Source organism: Streptomyces sp. NPDC048516, from assembly GCF_043199875.1.
In the GTDB taxonomy this organism is placed as follows: Bacteria; Actinomycetota; Actinomycetes; order Streptomycetales; family Streptomycetaceae; genus Streptomyces.
In genome coordinates, this window is record NZ_JBICWS010000001.1 from 434,723 (window position 1) to 449,841 (window position 15,119).

16 protein-coding genes are annotated in these 15,119 nt (G+C 70.8%); 7 read left to right on the forward strand and 9 right to left on the reverse strand.

Annotated features, from left to right (window positions below; all coding sequences use genetic code 11):
* Positions 1–24: 24 nt before the first annotated feature.
* Entirely contained in the window at positions 25–969 is a 945-nt protein-coding gene (locus ACGFR7_RS01995; protein WP_393311910.1) for a M28 family metallopeptidase, read from the reverse strand.
* A 538-nt stretch (positions 970–1,507) separates the two neighbouring features.
* On the opposite strand from ACGFR7_RS01995, the gene ACGFR7_RS02000 reads away from it, so the two are divergent.
* From ACGFR7_RS02000 to ACGFR7_RS02025, 6 genes are all read left to right on the forward strand, one after another.
* A complete protein-coding gene (locus tag ACGFR7_RS02000) occupies positions 1,508–1,810 on the forward strand; it encodes an urease subunit gamma (RefSeq protein WP_006608038.1) in 303 nt (100 codons plus the stop codon).
* Between the two features lie 17 nt (positions 1,811–1,827).
* Positions 1,828–2,139, forward strand: a complete 312-nt coding sequence (locus ACGFR7_RS02005) for an urease subunit beta (RefSeq protein ID WP_159473013.1) — start codon at positions 1,828–1,830, stop codon at positions 2,137–2,139.
* Positions 2,132–3,853: an urease subunit alpha gene (locus ACGFR7_RS02010; protein ID WP_393311913.1), complete on the forward strand. Its 1,722-nt coding sequence runs from the start codon at positions 2,132–2,134 to the stop codon at positions 3,851–3,853. Before ACGFR7_RS02005 ends, ACGFR7_RS02010 begins: the two co-directional genes overlap by 8 nt.
* Positions 3,854–3,990: 137 nt before the next feature.
* Positions 3,991–4,665 (forward strand): urease accessory protein UreF, encoded by a 675-nt coding sequence (locus ACGFR7_RS02015; protein ID WP_393311915.1) that lies wholly within the window; start codon positions 3,991–3,993, stop codon positions 4,663–4,665.
* 55 nt (positions 4,666–4,720) lie between these two features.
* Entirely contained in the window at positions 4,721–5,416 is a 696-nt protein-coding gene (gene ureG / locus ACGFR7_RS02020; protein ID WP_393311917.1) for an urease accessory protein UreG, read from the forward strand.
* Entirely contained in the window at positions 5,413–6,255 is an 843-nt protein-coding gene (locus tag ACGFR7_RS02025; protein WP_393311919.1) for an urease accessory protein UreD, read from the forward strand. The genes ureG and ACGFR7_RS02025 overlap by 4 nt, the downstream gene beginning before the upstream one ends.
* Before the next feature lie 16 nt (positions 6,256–6,271).
* Here the strand turns inward: ACGFR7_RS02025 and ACGFR7_RS02030 are convergent, their stop codons facing one another.
* From ACGFR7_RS02030 to ACGFR7_RS02045, 4 genes are all read right to left on the reverse strand, one after another.
* Entirely contained in the window at positions 6,272–6,646 is a 375-nt protein-coding gene (locus ACGFR7_RS02030; protein WP_393311921.1) for a hypothetical protein, read from the reverse strand.
* Positions 6,647–6,783: 137 nt separating this feature from the next.
* Positions 6,784–7,164 (reverse strand): roadblock/LC7 domain-containing protein, encoded by a 381-nt coding sequence (locus ACGFR7_RS02035; RefSeq protein ID WP_393311923.1) that lies wholly within the window; start codon positions 7,162–7,164, stop codon positions 6,784–6,786.
* 70 nt (positions 7,165–7,234) lie between these two features.
* Positions 7,235–8,083 (reverse strand): hypothetical protein, encoded by an 849-nt coding sequence (locus ACGFR7_RS02040; RefSeq protein WP_393311925.1) that lies wholly within the window; start codon positions 8,081–8,083, stop codon positions 7,235–7,237.
* Between the two features lie 47 nt (positions 8,084–8,130).
* Positions 8,131–8,514 carry a hypothetical protein gene (locus tag ACGFR7_RS02045; RefSeq protein WP_088801471.1) on the reverse strand — a complete coding sequence of 128 codons (384 nt, stop codon included), beginning with the start codon at positions 8,512–8,514 and terminating at the stop codon, positions 8,131–8,133.
* 652 nt (positions 8,515–9,166) lie between these two features.
* On the opposite strand from ACGFR7_RS02045, the gene ACGFR7_RS02050 reads away from it, so the two are divergent.
* On the forward strand, positions 9,167–10,807 hold the full coding sequence (locus ACGFR7_RS02050) for an alpha/beta hydrolase (RefSeq protein ID WP_393311927.1): 1,641 nt from the start codon (positions 9,167–9,169) through the stop codon (positions 10,805–10,807).
* A 163-nt stretch (positions 10,808–10,970) separates the two neighbouring features.
* Here the strand turns inward: ACGFR7_RS02050 and ACGFR7_RS02055 are convergent, their stop codons facing one another.
* The 4 genes from ACGFR7_RS02055 to ACGFR7_RS02070 all read right to left on the reverse strand — a co-directional run bounded on the left by ACGFR7_RS02055 (position 10,971) and on the right by ACGFR7_RS02070 (position 15,070).
* The gene (locus ACGFR7_RS02055) at positions 10,971–11,795 is read right to left on the reverse strand and encodes a TIGR02452 family protein (protein ID WP_393311929.1); all 825 of its coding nucleotides are present in this window, start codon (positions 11,793–11,795) and stop codon (positions 10,971–10,973) included.
* A 156-nt stretch (positions 11,796–11,951) separates the two neighbouring features.
* The gene (locus ACGFR7_RS02060; RefSeq protein ID WP_393311931.1) at positions 11,952–13,004 is read right to left on the reverse strand and encodes an NAD-dependent epimerase/dehydratase family protein; all 1,053 of its coding nucleotides are present in this window, start codon (positions 13,002–13,004) and stop codon (positions 11,952–11,954) included.
* A gap of 92 nt (positions 13,005–13,096) precedes the next feature.
* A complete protein-coding gene (locus ACGFR7_RS02065; protein ID WP_393311933.1) occupies positions 13,097–13,831 on the reverse strand; it encodes a lysophospholipid acyltransferase family protein in 735 nt (244 codons plus the stop codon).
* 483 nt (positions 13,832–14,314) lie between these two features.
* Positions 14,315–15,070 carry a type 1 glutamine amidotransferase domain-containing protein gene (locus ACGFR7_RS02070; RefSeq protein ID WP_393311935.1) on the reverse strand — a complete coding sequence of 252 codons (756 nt, stop codon included), beginning with the start codon at positions 15,068–15,070 and terminating at the stop codon, positions 14,315–14,317.
* Positions 15,071–15,119 lie beyond the last annotated feature (49 nt).

The window sequence follows — 15,119 nt, forward strand, 5'->3', positions numbered from 1 at the left end:
TGACCGTGCGGTGGGGCGGGTGACTCAGGAGCTGAGCTCCCACAGGGCGCTGGCGATGGCGTCCGTGTTGGTGTCCAGGGCCTTGTCGTCGATGTTCTTCGAGGTGTCGCAGGCCTGGTGGTAGCAGGCGTCGAACGCCTTGCCCGCCTCACCGCCCCAGTTCTTCGCCTGCTCCTCGGTCTTCTTGTAGTCCGCGCCGGAGAAGAGGCCGCCGACCGGCACGCCCGCGTCCTTGAAGGGGGCGTGGTCCGAGCGCCCGTCGCCCTCGGTCTCCTTCTCGGTGGCGATGTTCTTCTTGGCGTACCAGTCCTTGAAGACCTTCTCCAGGCGGGTGTCGTCGTCGTAGACGAAGTAGCCCGGGTTCGGCGAACCGATCATGTCGAAGTTGAGGTACGAGTCGATCTTCGACTTGTCGGCGCCGAGCTTGTCGACATAGGCCTGCGAGCCGACCATGCCGTCCTCTTCGTCGCCCCACCAGCCGAACCGCAGGTGCTTGGTGGGCTTGAGGTCCGCCTTGGCGACGGCGAGCGCGACCTCGAGGATGCCGGCCGAGCCGGAGCCGTTGTCGTTGATGCCGGGGCCCGCGGGGACCGAGTCCAGGTGGGCGCCGGCCATCACGGTCTTGCTCTCGTCGCCGCCCGGCCAGTCGGCGACGAGGTTGTAGCCCTTGGTGCCGCCGCCGTCGAACTCCTGGATCTTCGTGGTGAAGCCGGCCTTGTCCAGCTTCTCCTTGAGGAAGTCGACGGACGCCTTGTAGCCCGGTTTTCCGTGGGCGCGGTTGCCGCCGTTGGCGTCGGCGATCGACTGGAGCTGGTCCAGGTCGGCCTTGACGGCCTTGACGTCGATGTCCGGCGCGGCCTTCGGCGCGGTACCGGCGTAGGCGCCGGCCGCGGTGAAGAGCGTGGCGGCCAGGGCGGTGACGGCGCCCGAGGCCAGCGCGGCCCGGCGTATTCGGGTGGAACGAGTCACGATGTGGCTCCTGGTGTGGGGGGGTGGAGCGGAGCTGATTCGATGCGCGTCATGGATTGACGCGCACATGAGAATTGCGATCACTCCGGAAACCGTCAAGAGCGCATACCGGACAGGTGAGTTCGCGGAGCGGGTCACGCCCGCTATGCGCGGATCATGATGATCGGCGATGGGTGGGAGGGGTCTGTCCCCTCGGCTCCCCGCGGCCCTCGGGGTGCGGATTTCGCCACGCGGAGCCGCGCCCGTCCGGGGGAATGCGGGGATCGTGCCGCGCCGGGAATCCGTTGCCGCGCCGTAACGGACGGTAATGGCACCGCGTTACAGCAGGCGTAAGAGGAGGCGCGAAGAGGTCCCTGGTCGTAACGCCGATGAAATCCCGCCGAACTAGTCTCCGGACCTGGGGCTGTTGATGGCCAAGTGCTGGAAGTCGGTTTGCTCCTCCTTTAATTACTGCGTGGTACATCTATCGTTACAGGGTGTGTCCGTGCCTGTGACCAGGGCGAACGCGTCCGCGCTGAAAGACTGTGAGGTGGAACGTATGCAACTGACCCCGCATGAACAAGAACGCTTGATGATTCATGTGGCTGCAGACGTGGCCGAAAAACGTCGCTCCCGGGGGGTGAAGCTGAACCATCCGGAATCGATTGCCCTGCTGACCGTGCACATCCTCGAAGGCGCCCGGGACGGCCGCACCGTCGCCGAGCTCATGTCCTCCGGTCGCAAGGTGCTCACCCGCGACGAGGTCATGGAGGGCGTCCCCGAGATGATCCACGACGTGCAGGTCGAGGCCACCTTCCCCGACGGCACCAAGCTCGTCACCGTTCACGAACCCATCAACTGATCACGGGAGAGCAGACGATGATCCCGGGACAGATCCTCTACGCCGACGAGCCGGTGCGCCTCAACGAAGGCCTTCCCCTCACGCGCATGACCGTCCTCAACGCCGCCGACCGCCCCGTGCAGGTCGGCTCCCACTACCACTTCGCCGAGGCCAATCCCGGCCTCGACTTCGACCGCGCGGCCGCGCACGGCAAGCGGCTGAACGTCCCGGCCGGCTCCGCCGTGCGCTTCGAGCCCGGCATCCCCACCGAGGTCGAACTCGTCCCCCTCGGGGGCAAGCGCATCGTCGTGGGCCTGCGGGGCGAGACCGGAGGCACCCTCGATGGCTGAGCTGACCCGTCAGGCGTACGCCGATCTTCTCGGCCCCACCGTCGGCGACCGGATCCGGCTCGCCGACACCGACCTGGTCATCGAGATCACCGAAGACCGCGCGGGCGGGCCCGGCAGGGCCGGCGACGAAGCCGTCTTCGGCGGCGGCAAGGTGATCCGCGAATCGATGGGCCAGTCCCGCGCCACCCGCGCCGAGGGCACCCCCGACACCGTGATCACCGGCGCGGTCGTGCTGGACCACTGGGGCATCGTCAAGGCCGATGTCGGTATCCGCGACGGGCGGATCACCGCCCTGGGCAAGGCCGGCAACCCCGACACGATGGACGGCGTCCACCCCGACCTGGTGATCGGCCCCGAGACCGAGATCATCGCCGGCAACGGCAAGATCCTCACGGCCGGCGCCATCGACACCCACGTCCACTTCATCTGCCCCCAGCAGGCGGACGAGGCTCTGGCCTCCGGTGTCACCACGATGATCGGCGGCGGCACCGGGCCGGCCGAGGGCAGCAAGGCCACCACCATCACCCCCGGCGCCTGGCACGTGGCCCGGATGTTCGAGTCGATGGACTCCCTGCCGGTCAACGTCGGACTGCTCGGCAAGGGCAACACCACCTCACTCGCCTCGATGCGTGACCAGCTGCGGGCGGGCATCCTCGGCTTCAAGATCCATGAGGACTGGGGCGCCACGCCCGCCGTCCTCGACGCCTGCCTGACGGTCTGCGAGGAGAGCGGCGTCCAGCTCGCGATCCACACCGACACCCTCAACGAGGCCGGCTTCCTCGGTGACACCCTCGCCGCCATCGCCGGCCGCACCCTGCACGCCTTCCACGTCGAGGGCGCCGGCGGCGGCCACGCCCCCGACATGATCGCGATGGTCTCCGAGCCCAATGTGCTCCCGGCCTCCACCAACCCCACGCGGCCGCACACCGTCAACACCGTCGAGGAACACCTCGACATGTTGATGGTCTGTCACCACCTCAACCCGGCCGTCCCCGAGGACCTGGCCTTCGCCGAGTCCCGGATCCGGCCCTCCACCATCGCGGCCGAGGACATCCTGCACGACCTCGGCGCCATCTCGATCATGTCCTCCGACGCCCAGGCCATGGGGCGGATCGGTGAGGTCGTGCTGCGCACCTGGCAGACCGCCCACGTCATGAAGCGGCGCCGCGGCACCCTCCCGGGCGACGGCCGTGCCGACAACCACCGGGCCCGCCGCTATGTCGCCAAGTACACCATCAACGCGGCCCTCGCCCAGGGCATCGACCATGTCGTCGGCTCCGTCGAGGACGGCAAGCTCGCCGACCTCGTGCTGTGGGACCCGGCCTTCTTCGGCGTCAAACCGCAGCTGGTCATCAAGGGCGGCCAGATCGCCTATGCGCAGATGGGCGACGCCAATGCGTCCATTCCCACTCCGCAGCCGGTGCTGCCGCGGCCGATGTTCGGTGCCACCGGCAAGGCCCCGGGCGGCAACTCGGTCAACTTCGTCTCCCGGCAGGCCCTGGAGGACGCGCTGCCCGAACGGCTGGTGCTGGACAAGTCCTTCGAGGCGATCCACAGCACCCGGGGCCTCACCAAGGCCGATATGCGCAACAACGATGCCCTGCCGCGCGTCCATGTCGACCCCGACACCTTCACCGTGACCATCGACGGCGAGGTGGTGGAGCCGCAGCCGGTGGCCGAACTCCCCATGGCCCAGCGGTACTTCCTCTTCTGAGGAGTCCGAGGAGTCCGAGGAGTCCGAGGAGCCAGCGGAGCCAGAGGAGGCGCGCCGATGAGCACCCCGATGAGCACCCTGATGAACACCCTGATGAACACCCCGATCAGTACCGCGATGAAGGACACGTACCACCGATGAGCCGCGCAGCGCTGCTCGTCCTCGCCGACGGCCGGTTCCCCGCCGGAGGACACGCCCACTCGGGCGGCGCCGAACCGGCCGTCGCCGCGGGACGCATCAAGGACGCCGCCACCCTGGAGTCCTTCTGCCGGGGCCGGCTGCACACCGCGGGCCTGGTCGCCGCGGGGCTCGCCGCCGCGGCCGCGGGCGGCCACGACCCGCTCCTCCTCGACGACGCCGCGGATGCCCGTACGCCCGTACCCGCGCTGCGGCAGATCGCGCGGCGGCTCGGCCGGCAGATGATGCGGGCCGCCCGTGCGACCTGGCCGAGTGAGGCGCTGGACACGCTCGCCGCGGCCCGTCCCCGCGGCGCCCACCAGCCCGTCGTCCTCGGCCTGGCCGCCCGGTCCGCGGGCCTGCCGCCGCTCGATGCCGCATACGCCGTGGCCTACGAGAACATCAGCGGTCCGGCCACCGCGGCCGTCCGGCTGCTGAGCCTGGACCCCTTCGACGCCACCGCCGTGCTCGCACGTCTCACCGCCGAGCTCGACCAGGTCGCACAACAGGCCGCCGAGGCCGCGCTGCGGACCGCGGCCGAAGGAACCGGCGCACTGCCCGCGGCCTCCGCGCCGCTGCTCGACATCACTGCCCAACAGCACGCCGCCTGGCCCGTCCGGCTCTTCGCTTCCTGATCCGGCCGGCCGTCCCACGAAACGCACCCCGCCGCACCCCACCACCGGAGTGACCATGCACCTCGACCACCAGGACACCTTCCCCGAGCGCCACACCTACAGCGCCGCCGCTCCGGTACGCCCCGACGGTTCCCGCCGCGCCCTGCGCATCGGTCTCGGCGGCCCGGTCGGCACCGGCAAGACCGCCACCGTCGCCGCGCTGTGCCGCGCCCTGCGCGACGAGCTGGCCATCGCCGTCGTCACCAACGACATCTACACCCGCGAGGACGCCGAATTCCTGCTCCGCGAGGCCGTCCTGCCCGCCGAGCGGATCTCCGCCGTCGAGACCGGCGCCTGCCCGCACACCGCCATCCGCGACGACATCTCCGCCAACCTCGAAGCCGTCGAGGACCTGGAGGAGGCGGCCGGCCCGCTCGATCTCGTCCTGGTCGAATCCGGCGGTGACAACCTCACCGCCACCTTCTCCAAGGGCCTGGTCGACGCCCAGATCTTTGTGATCGACGTGGCCGGCGGCGATGACATCCCGCGCAAGGGCGGCCCCGGCGTCACCACCGCCGACCTGCTCGTCATCAACAAGACCGATCTCGCGCCGTACGTCGGCGTGGACCTGGAGGGCATGGCCCGCGACGCCAAGGCGCAGCGCGGTGAGCTGCCCGTCGCCTTCACCGCCCTGAAGTCGGAGAACGGTGTCCGGCCGGTGGCGGAGTGGGTCCGCGGGCGGCTGGCCGACTGGACCGCGAGCCCGGCATGACCCTCGCACTCCCCACGCCGGAGACGGGCCGCGCAGCCGCCGGGCTGTGCGCCACCGCCCGCGTCGTCGCGCGGGCCGACGGGCAGGGGAACACCCGGCTGCCCGTCCTCGACGGCGACGGCCCGTTCGCGCTGCGCCGTATCCGCGGGCACGGAAACCAGGCCCGGGTCTGCGTCGTGGGCGCCATGAGCGCCCCGCTCGGCGGTGACCGGCTGGGCATCGAAGCCACCGCCGAGGCGGGCAGCGCCCTGCACCTCACGGCGGCCGCCGCGACCGTCGCGTTGCCCGGCCGTACGGGGGAACACGCCCGCTACGACGTGTGGTTGACGGTGGGTGAGGGCGCACGGCTCGACTGGCTGCCCGAACCGCTGATCTCGGCGGCGGGCAGCGACCTGCGGATGACCACCACCGTCGATCTGGCCCCCACCGCACGCCTGGTGCTCCGCGAGGAACAGGTCCTGGGCCGCAGCGGGGAGCGGAGCGGCGCCCTGCGCAGCCGGCTCACCGTCCGCCGGGCCGGCCAAACCCTGCTCGACCAGGAGACGGCGTACGGGCCCGGCGTCCCCGGCTGGGACACCTCGGCCGTCCTGGACGGGCACCGCGCGCTCGGCCAACTCCTCATCGTCGGGCCCACGTTCGAGGAGCGGCCGGCCGAGGTTCGGCTGCTCGGCGGCGAGGCGGGCGAGCGGTCCGGCGACGGCGCGGGGCAGGGCGTACTGGCACCGCTTGCGGGCCCCGGGGCCCTGGCCACGGCCGTGGCCCCGGACGCGCTGCGGCTGCGGCGCCTGCTGGACGAGGCCGCCGGGAGTGCGGCCGTGGGGCGTGCGGCCGCCGGGTGACGGCGGCCGCGCCGCCTCACACCTCCAGATCGGACTCCAGCCGGGCGAGACGGAGGCGCGCCAGCGCGAGGTTGGCACGCTTGCGGTCCAGCACCAGATAGAGGAAGAGGCCGCTGCCGTTCTTTCCCGTCACCGGGCGGATGATGTGGTACTGCGCGGTCAGGGTGATGAGCATGTCCTCGATGGCGCCCTGGAGTTCCAGCATCTCCATGGTGCGCATCTTCGCCCGTACGACATCGGTGTTGCCGGCTGCCGCGACATCGAGGTCCAGAGCCTGCTTGTCGCCCAGGGTGGCCAGGGCCATACCGCTGGTGTAGTCGACCAGGGCGACGCCGACCGCACCCTCGATGGTCGACATCGCGTCGGCGAGGGCGGATTCCAGTTGAGCCATGAGGGGTTCAGACCTTTCGATTCCTTGATGGTTAAGCCGGGTGTCTGCGGTTTCCGGACTTCAGGACTTCCGGACTTCCGGGTTCTGCGCTCGTGCGGGTGGGGGTGCGGGCGGGGGTCTCGGGCGGACGGGGGCTCCTATCGGCGGGGCTGCGCGTCCACCAGGGCGCCGATCCGCTCCGCGGCTCTTCTGGCCTGCAGATGGAGCCGCCCCACGTTGGTGTCCGGGCTAGCCACGGCGGTCAGGACCGCGCGCCGTCCGGCCGAATAGGCCGCGATATAACCGTCCGCGCCGCGCGTCAGGGATTCCTCGAAGTCGCCCTGTCCGGTCGCATCGGTGAGTCGTTTGGCGACGCCGATCGCCGCGGCGGTGAGGGCGGCCAGGCCGTCCGGCTCGATGTCCGGCAGATCATGAGCGATCACCATGCCGTCCACGCTCGCCACCATCCCGCCCTGGAAATGGCGTACTTGATCGCGCAGTGTATGCAGTTCCTCCCGTATCCGGGGTTCTATCGTCATCAGTCTCCTTTTCACGGCGTGCCTTCTGATGACGCGCCTCATGGGGTGCACGGTCTTCGTGCGCAAGGGCTCACAGGGTTTCCTCCAACGCCGTACGCAGTCGGACAAGGAGGGCAATATCCGGATCGGCGGTATCGAGGACATCCGGTGCCGGTAGTTGCCAGGTCGCGGCGGAACCTCCTGCGGCGGCGGGAGCCGGGCTGTTCAGACAGGCGCCGGGCCGCCGCCGGGGGAGCGGGGTGGGCGCCCGGGGGACGTGGACAAGGCCGACGGCGGCGAGGCGGCGGATGTCGAGCAGTGTCCCGAACGCGGACTGGCCCAGCCTCCGGGCCAGTTCGTGGGGCGTGTGCCGGCCGTCGGCGTGATCGAGCAGTCGCCGTTGGCGGCTGGTGGTGGGGGCCGGAATGCGCGGGCTGACGGGGACGACGGGTGAGGAGTCGACCGCGGCCCAGGGGCGGAGCCGGTCGAGCAGGAGCCGGCGGCGGGCCGTCGCCTGCTGGAGGGCGAGGACGCTGACGGGGCGAATGACGCCCAGCCAGTGCCCGGCACCGGAAGTGAAGGAGGTGGTCTCGGGGGCCAGCGGCAGGGCGAAGAACGCGGCGTCGAGCAGCGCGGCGAGGTGGCATATCTCCAGCTCTCCCTGGGACAGCCAGCCCTTGCTGACCAGGAATCGGCCGCCGTCCTGCTGCGGCCCTGCTGTTTCGGCGGCGTACTGCCAGCCCTCCGGCGGCAGTTTGCCCGACGCGGTGAGCCGGGGGCCGAGTCCGGGGGCGGTGGTGCTCTCGACGCAGTAGACCGCGCCGTCGAGAAGGTAGAGGCAGCCGTGCGGGCCGCTGAGAGCGCCGGTCATGCGTTCGGCGGCGCACCGGTCGAGCAGCCCGGCCGGGGTGGGCGGGTGAGGAGATATGGGCAGGCCCATGGCTGTTCCCTTACCGTTCGTGCGGTGTGGCGTGGCGGAGCGCGCCGTCAGGAAGCGACCAGCTCCGCCGCCAGATCGCGCAGTCGGAGCCGGGCGACGGCGAGATTGGCCTGCGTGCGGTCCAGCCAGAGATAGAGATAGGTCTGGCTGTCGAAGGCCGTGTGCACAAAACGGATGAGGTGGTAGCTGCCCGCAGCCGTGATGATGAGGTCTTCGAGGTCCGGGCCGGCGGCGCCGGTGGTGTCGAAGGTGGCGTTGCGCGCGACGGTCTGCACCACCTCGGCGGTGTCCGCGGCGGCCGCGTCGTGATCGTCATGCGGTGCCTGCCCGGCCGTGCCGAGGGTCAGACCACTGGTCCAGTCGATCAGTCCGGCGCATCGAACGCCGGGGATCCCCATCGCTTGGGACAACACCTGATCGATACCCGGCACTTCGAGTCTCCTTCGCGACGGTCCGGACGCGGCGTGAAAACGCCGAAGCCCTCCCTTGTGGCGGTGAGTGGGAGAGCCCTCACGGAAGGTTACTGAAGGTGTGCGGCTGGCACATGCCCGATGGGCAGGTCTACGGCAATTGACGTGTTCTCGCCCCTGCGCGCCCCTCCGGAAGCCATTGCGCCGTGCCGTACGCCAGCAGGTCACCCATGGCGGTGAACTCGGTGCCGAGTGGCCTCATCCGGCAATGAGCTGCCCTGTCGCCTCGCCAATGCCGTCTCGCCACAGTCCCGTTGAGGATCCCACGGGCGGGGTCGGGGTGACCCGGCATCCTGACCTGCCGCCCTGGTTCGCTGGCCGGAATGATGAGGTTCCGGGGCGCTCTCCGGCCGTTTCGCCGACCGCCCGGCCGCCCGGCCGGCCCTGCGGCCCCGCCGCCGAGGGATCGGCGCAGCACCCCCGCGGCACTCCACCGCCGGGTGGACGCCCGCACTCCCGCGGGGCGCCTCCGACGCTGTCGAAAAAAACCTACAGGTTGGTAAAGAAGTGTGCGTCAGGCCTGTTCAGGAGGGCAGGCCACACGTCAGGATCCCCCCGTAAGTCTGTGAACCATCCCGCCACCAGTGCACTCCACGCAGGGGGAATCAACCACGTGAGAAGGACAGCAGCGCTCGGCGCCGCCGGCACCCTGGTGACCGGCGCGCTCCTCGCCGGAGCGATATCCGCCACGCCTGCCAGCGCGGGCGACCAGCACCAGCGCGGTTCCGCCGAAGCGCGCGGTGTGGCGATCGCCGCCGCGCGCGCAGCCAAGAAAGGCATTGACTGGCAGGCCTGCCCCGCCGACTGGGGCCTCAAGTCGCCCATCCAGTGCGGCTATGTCACGGTCCCGGTCGACTACGCACGGCCCAACGGCCGTACGATCAAGATCGCGGTGGACCGGGCCGTCAGCACCGGCAGCAAGAAGGAACGTCAGGGCGCCCTCGTCTACAACCCTGGCGGACCCGGCGGTTCGGGCATGAAGTTCCCGGCCCGCATCACCACCAAGAGCGCTCTGTGGGCCAAGACCGCCAAGGCGTACGACTTCGTCGGCTTCGACCCCCGGGGCGTCGGTCACTCCGCGCCGATCTCCTGCATGAACCCGCAGGAGTTCGTCAAGGCGCCCAAGGCCGACCCGGTGCCGGGCGGCGAGGCCGACAAGCTCGCCCAGCGCAAGCTCGCCAAGGAGTACGCCGACGGCTGTGCCGAGCGCAGCGGCGGTCTGCTGCCGTACATGACGACCAAGAACACCGTCCGCGATCTCGATGTGATCCGTGCCGGGCTCGGTGAGAAGAAGCTCAACTACCTGGGTGTTTCCTACGGCACCTACCTGGGCGCCGTCTACGGCACACTCTTCCCGACCCACGTGCGCCGGATGCTCGTCGACAGCGTCGTCGACCCGGCCCGCGAGAAGATCTGGTACCAGGCCAACCTCGACCAGGACATCGCCTTCGAGACCCGTTGGGGCGACTGGAAGAAGTGGGTCGCCAAGAACGACGCCACGTACCACATCGGTGCCACCCCCGGGAAGGTGCAGGCGGCGTGGGAGAAGCTGCGCGCGACCGCCGCGAAGAACCCCATCAGCGGTGTCGTCGGCCCCGCGGAGCTGATCGGCTTCTTCCAGAACGCGCCGTACTACGACTCCATGTGGGCCTCGGTCGCCGAGGTCTGGAGCGCGTACCTCTCCGGTGACACCAAGCCACTGGTGGAGAACGCCGGCCCGAACCTCCTGGATCTGGCGGGCAACACCTCGGCGGAGAACGGAAACGCCGTCTACACGGCCGTCGAGTGCAACGACACCAAGTGGCCCACCAGCTGGCAGAAGTGGGACCGTGACAACACCCGCATCCACCAGCAGGCACCGTTCATGACCTGGTCCAACGCCTGGATGAACCTGCCCTGCGCCACCTGGCCGGTCAAGCAGCAGCGACCGGTCGAGGTCCGGACCGGCAAGGGGCTGCCGAGCGTTCTGATCGTGCAGAGCACCCGTGACGCGGCCACGCCGTACGGCGGTGCGGTCGAGCTGCACCACCGTTTCAAGGGCTCGCGTCTGATCACCGAGCGGGACGCCGGATCGCACGGTGTCACCGGTCAGGTCAACCCCTGCATCAACGTCCGGGTCGACGCGTACTTCCTGGAAGGAAAGACCGACGCCAAGGACGTGACCTGCGCTCCGCACGCCACGCCCCAGCCGAGCAAGTCGAAGGCGAAGGCCGCCGGCAAGGGTGTCTCCGATCTTCCGGGCCTTGCCTGGTAACGGAAGGGAAAGCACCGGCATGACATGACGGCATGACATGCCTGCATGATGTGGCGGCATGAAGCGACGGCCGGGAATCCTCCCGGCCGCCGCTTTCGTCGCCGGGGCGCGAGGGTGCCCGGTCCGCTCGGCCCGGCTCGCCCCACACCCCCACCGCCACTGCTTACGCCGAAAACACCGCGGAGAAGGCGGCCCTGGTGGGGGAGTCCTCCCGGCGGTCCAGTACGGCGAACACAATACGGTCGAACCAGCCGGTGAACCGGCCGCCGTCCAGCAGCACGGCCGCGAAGGCCCGTGCCACCTCGGCCGGTTCATTGCGGAACACCCCGCAGCCCCAGGCACCGAGCACCAGCTGACGGTGCCCGCCGGCCGCCGCGACCTCCAGCACCCGCTCCGCGCGCACCGCCAGTGCCGCCGCCACCCTGCCCGCCTCCTCAGGACGCTGCCGCGCGATCACCCCCGCGTTCGGCGCGGCCGCCGTCAGAAAGCCCGCTTCGTACGGCACGTCGAGCAAGGTGCCACGGTCGTCGCGGAAGACCGGTACACCCGGGGAGAGGATCACCCGGTCGCTGTAGAACGGGCTCGGATCCGCGCGATGAGCGGCGTAGAAGTCCGGGGCCTCGCGCACACAGGTGTAGAGCGCCGACCCCCGGCACAGCGCCTCCTCCTGGGCCTGCGCACCGTTGAGATACCCGCCGCCGGGATTGCGCGCGGAGGCGAAATTGAGCACGGCGAGCGGCCCCTCACCCGTCTCGGCCAGCCGCCGTCCGGCGCTCAGACTGCCCTCCGCCGTCACTTCGAACGCCGTGCGCACCGCCGGTGACGGCGTCTCCACGGGAACCGGCTGCGGTCCGTACAACCGGGTCCCTGCCCGGGCCCGTCCGACCGCCGACGCGATGTCCACCAGCCGTCCGTCCGGTGCGCGGTACGCTCCCGCCGCGACGATCCGTTCCGTTTCCTGTGCGATACCACGCAGCCGGGCGCTCATCGTCGGCACCCCCGTATCCGATTCTTCATGGTGATCAAGGTAGGAGCCACCGGCGCGCCGCGCGATCGGATTTCGCCGCCCGCCGCCCGCCGCCCGCCGCCCGCCGCCCGCCGCCCGCGGCTCGCCGCCCGCCGACCCGTCTCTCCGTAGCTGTCCTCAGCCCTGCAGGCCCCGCTCCGCCAGCCAGCGGTCCTCGGCCGCGTAGCCGAACAGCCTCTCGTCCGGGTAGATGCCGGCCATCACCGGGAACACCTCCCACCAGTTGCGCCCCGTGACCCGGTCGGTCAGCCATTGCACCGTCTCCGGCAGCGACTCCTCGTACGTCGTCACCGGCCGGTAGCCCAACTCGCGCTCCGCCGCCGTGATGTCGTAGACGATGGGGTGCGGGCCCGACCACGGGGTATCGCCGACACCGGACGACGGCGGGGCGCCGTCCACCGCCACGACCTCGCTCCGGGGCGCACCCATCACGGCGTCCACCGCCGCCGAGATACCGGCGACCGTCGGCGCCTGCGGATCCCCCGCGTTGAGCACCCGGGTGCCTGGCCGGCGAGCCGCCAGCCGGACCAGTTCCGCGAGGTTGTCCACATGCACGGGGTGGAAGCTGCTGCCGCCGTACGCGAGCACCCGCACCCGGCGCCCGTCCAGCACCCGCTTGACGAAGTACAGCTCACGGGGAAGGGGACTGTACGGCCCGTGGATGGCGCCGGCCCGCAGCAGGGTCACCGGCAGCCGGTCGCCCTGCGCCAGCAAGGCCTGCTCCAGGGCCGCCTTGCGGGTGCAGTAGTTCTCGTCGCCGGGGGGCACGGTCGGCTGGGACTCGGGGAGGGGCAGCGGGTAGTCCGGGGCGCCGTCCGGCTCGCCCATGGTGGCGAAGCCGCGCCCCTGGGCGTCCGCGTACACCGAGCCGCTGGAGATCACCACCGCCGAACCGATCCGGTCCGCGCACGCGGTCAACTGCTGTGCGTGCGCGGCCCCGTACGCCACACAGTCCAGCAGCACGTCACAGCCCTCGCCGATCAGTCCGCCCAGCGCCCCGTCGTCCTCCCGGTCCACCGCCACCGGACGGATCTCCTCGGGCCAGGAGTCATCGCGTCCGCCGCGCCGGGACGCCGCCCGCACCTCCCAGCCGTCCCGCGCCAGCGCCCGTACCGCCGCCCGCCCGATCTGCCCGCTCGCCCCGATCACCACTGCGCTACCTGAGGTCATGGACGGACCCTACGGACCGTCAGCGGGCGGCGGCAGTACGGTTCGCCCACGGCGCAAGGGGAACGCCCGGAGAGACGGACCCGGGCGGGCGCTCAGTCCGCGGGACCCTTGCCGTGCCCCCGCCGTCCGTGCGTCCGCGCCCGCGCCCGTGCCTGCGCCGCGGCCTTGGCCTCGCCCGCGTAAGTGTCGACGTACTCCTGACCGGACAGGGTGAGGATCGCGTACATGATCTCGTCGGTGACGGCACGCAGCGCCATGCGTTCGTCCTCCAGCCCCGCATAGCGCGAGAAGTCCAGCGGTGCGCCGAAGCGGATGGTGATCCGCATGATGCGCGGCAGCCGCCGGCCGGTCGGCTGTGCCTCGAAGGTGCCGATCATCGCGCACGGCACCACCGGCACCCCGGCCTTGATGGCCATCGAGGCGACGCCGGTACGCCCCTTGTAGAGCCGGCCGTCGTGCGAGCGGGTGCCCTCCGGATAGATGCCCAGCAGCCGGCCCTTGCGCAGCACGGAGAGCCCCGAAGAGATCGCCGCCTGCGAGGCACGGCCGCCGGACCGGTCCACCGGAATCTGCCCGACGCCCCGGAAGAACGCCGCCGTCAGCCGCCCCTTCAGACCGGGCCCGGTGAAGTACTCGGCCTTGGCCAGAAATGTCACCCGCCGCGGCACGATCGCCGGCATCACGAAGTGATCGGCGAACGACAGATGATTGCCCGCGATGATCGCCGCGCCCTCCTCCGGCACATGAGTGAGCCCCTCGATCCTCGGCCGGAACACCAGCCGCAGCAACGGCCCGAGAAGCAGGTACTTCAGCACCTGGTAGAGCACAGGACAGCTCCCCTTCCGTCGGGTTTCCCGGGCGGCTACATCGTTCCAGGTCACACGGGGTGCCCGGGGACGGCCAGTGAGTCTATGGGCAAGTGTCGTTGCCGGTAACCACCTTCGGCCGGATCGATGCTGTCTCCTTCCGGTGCCCGGTGCCCGGTGCTGTGCGACGCATCGCCGACCGGAGCCCCGTACGGTCCCGGTGGACACGCCACGGCCCCGGCGGGAAGCTGAAGGGGAGGCGGCCCGATGTGCACCCTCACTCGTGGAGCGAGCCCCATCTCCGGCTCTTGGAGTCCTACGGACGCCGGGACGCCGGGACGCCGCCGCGCATCGCGGTTCCGGGAGCCGGGGACAGCACCCGGGAACTGGACGCCCGGTTGGCCATGAACGACGCGGCCGGAATCGACCAACAGATCCTTTCGGTGTCGCCCCGGGGACCGTACTTCGCGCACGCCGGCCGTGGTACCTCACCGCCGTGCGGCCTCACTGCCGAGGGGCCTCCAGGAGTGCCTGGAACCGGCGTCCGAAGAGATAGGCGTCCCCCGGCCAGCGCGCCGAGAGATAGCGCCCGTCCTGCACGACGAACGCAGCGGAGTCGTCGGTCGCGGTGCCCCGCGCGGCCAGGACCCTGGGCCCCCGCTCGAAGCGGGCGTCCGGGCCGGTCAGCGCGGCCCTGACCTCGTCCTCCACATAGGCTGGATAGGTGCGGTAGTAGCGGCCGAGCCGCCATGCGGTGGCCAGGTACGCCGACCGTTCCATGTACTTGGGCAGACAGGTCGTGCGCCGGTCCGCCAGCAGGCTGCGGCCGGTGGACGCCTCCCGTGCCCGGGCCAGTACCAGCACACCGTGGCAGATCGCCCCGACCGGCCGGTCCAGCGCCCAGAACCTGCCGACCTGCCGCCGCAGCACCTCCGAGCCCAGGTACTGCCGCATCCCCGGTGCGTGCCCGCCCGGCAGGATCAGCCCGTCGTACTCCTCCGGGGCCAGCTCCGCCCAGCCGACGGTCGCGGTGAACTCCTCGCTCCGGGTGAGCTCTTCGTAGAAACGCCGGGGCTGTTCCGCGGCGCCGAGCTGTCCGAAGAGGACGCCGGTGAGCAGTCGCGGATCGCATGCGGGCCGGGTACCGGCCCGTTCGGTGGCGAAGACGACCCGGTGGCCGGCGTCGGTGAGCAGCCGCCAGGGCACCGCCACCTCGGTGACATCGAAATCGCGGTCGGGGACCGGCATCAGCACGCGCATCAAGGCATCTTCGCAGCCCTCCGTCCCCCTCCGCCAGCCGCTTTGGCAT

Excerpts from the sequence above, each read along its gene's own strand:
- ACGFR7_RS02000 (WP_006608038.1), top strand. The coding sequence starts at position 1,508 with ATGCAACTGACCCCGCATGAACAAGAACGCTTGATGATTCATGTGGCT.
- ACGFR7_RS02005 (WP_159473013.1), top strand. The coding sequence starts at position 1,828 with ATGATCCCGGGACAGATCCTCTACGCCGACGAGCCGGTGCGCCTCAAC.
- ACGFR7_RS02010 (WP_393311913.1), top strand. The coding sequence starts at position 2,132 with ATGGCTGAGCTGACCCGTCAGGCGTACGCCGATCTTCTCGGCCCCACC.
- ACGFR7_RS02015 (WP_393311915.1), top strand. The coding sequence starts at position 3,991 with ATGAGCCGCGCAGCGCTGCTCGTCCTCGCCGACGGCCGGTTCCCCGCC.
- ureG (WP_393311917.1), top strand. The coding sequence starts at position 4,721 with ATGCACCTCGACCACCAGGACACCTTCCCCGAGCGCCACACCTACAGC.
- ACGFR7_RS02025 (WP_393311919.1), top strand. The coding sequence starts at position 5,413 with ATGACCCTCGCACTCCCCACGCCGGAGACGGGCCGCGCAGCCGCCGGG.
- ACGFR7_RS02030 (WP_393311921.1), bottom strand. The coding sequence starts at position 6,646 with ATGGCTCAACTGGAATCCGCCCTCGCCGACGCGATGTCGACCATCGAG.
- ACGFR7_RS02035 (WP_393311923.1), bottom strand. The coding sequence starts at position 7,164 with ATGACGATAGAACCCCGGATACGGGAGGAACTGCATACACTGCGCGAT.
- ACGFR7_RS02040 (WP_393311925.1), bottom strand. The coding sequence starts at position 8,083 with ATGGGCCTGCCCATATCTCCTCACCCGCCCACCCCGGCCGGGCTGCTC.
- ACGFR7_RS02055 (WP_393311929.1), bottom strand. The coding sequence starts at position 11,795 with ATGAGCGCCCGGCTGCGTGGTATCGCACAGGAAACGGAACGGATCGTC.
- ACGFR7_RS02060 (WP_393311931.1), bottom strand. The coding sequence starts at position 13,004 with ATGACCTCAGGTAGCGCAGTGGTGATCGGGGCGAGCGGGCAGATCGGG.
- ACGFR7_RS02070 (WP_393311935.1), bottom strand. The coding sequence starts at position 15,070 with ATGCGCGTGCTGATGCCGGTCCCCGACCGCGATTTCGATGTCACCGAG.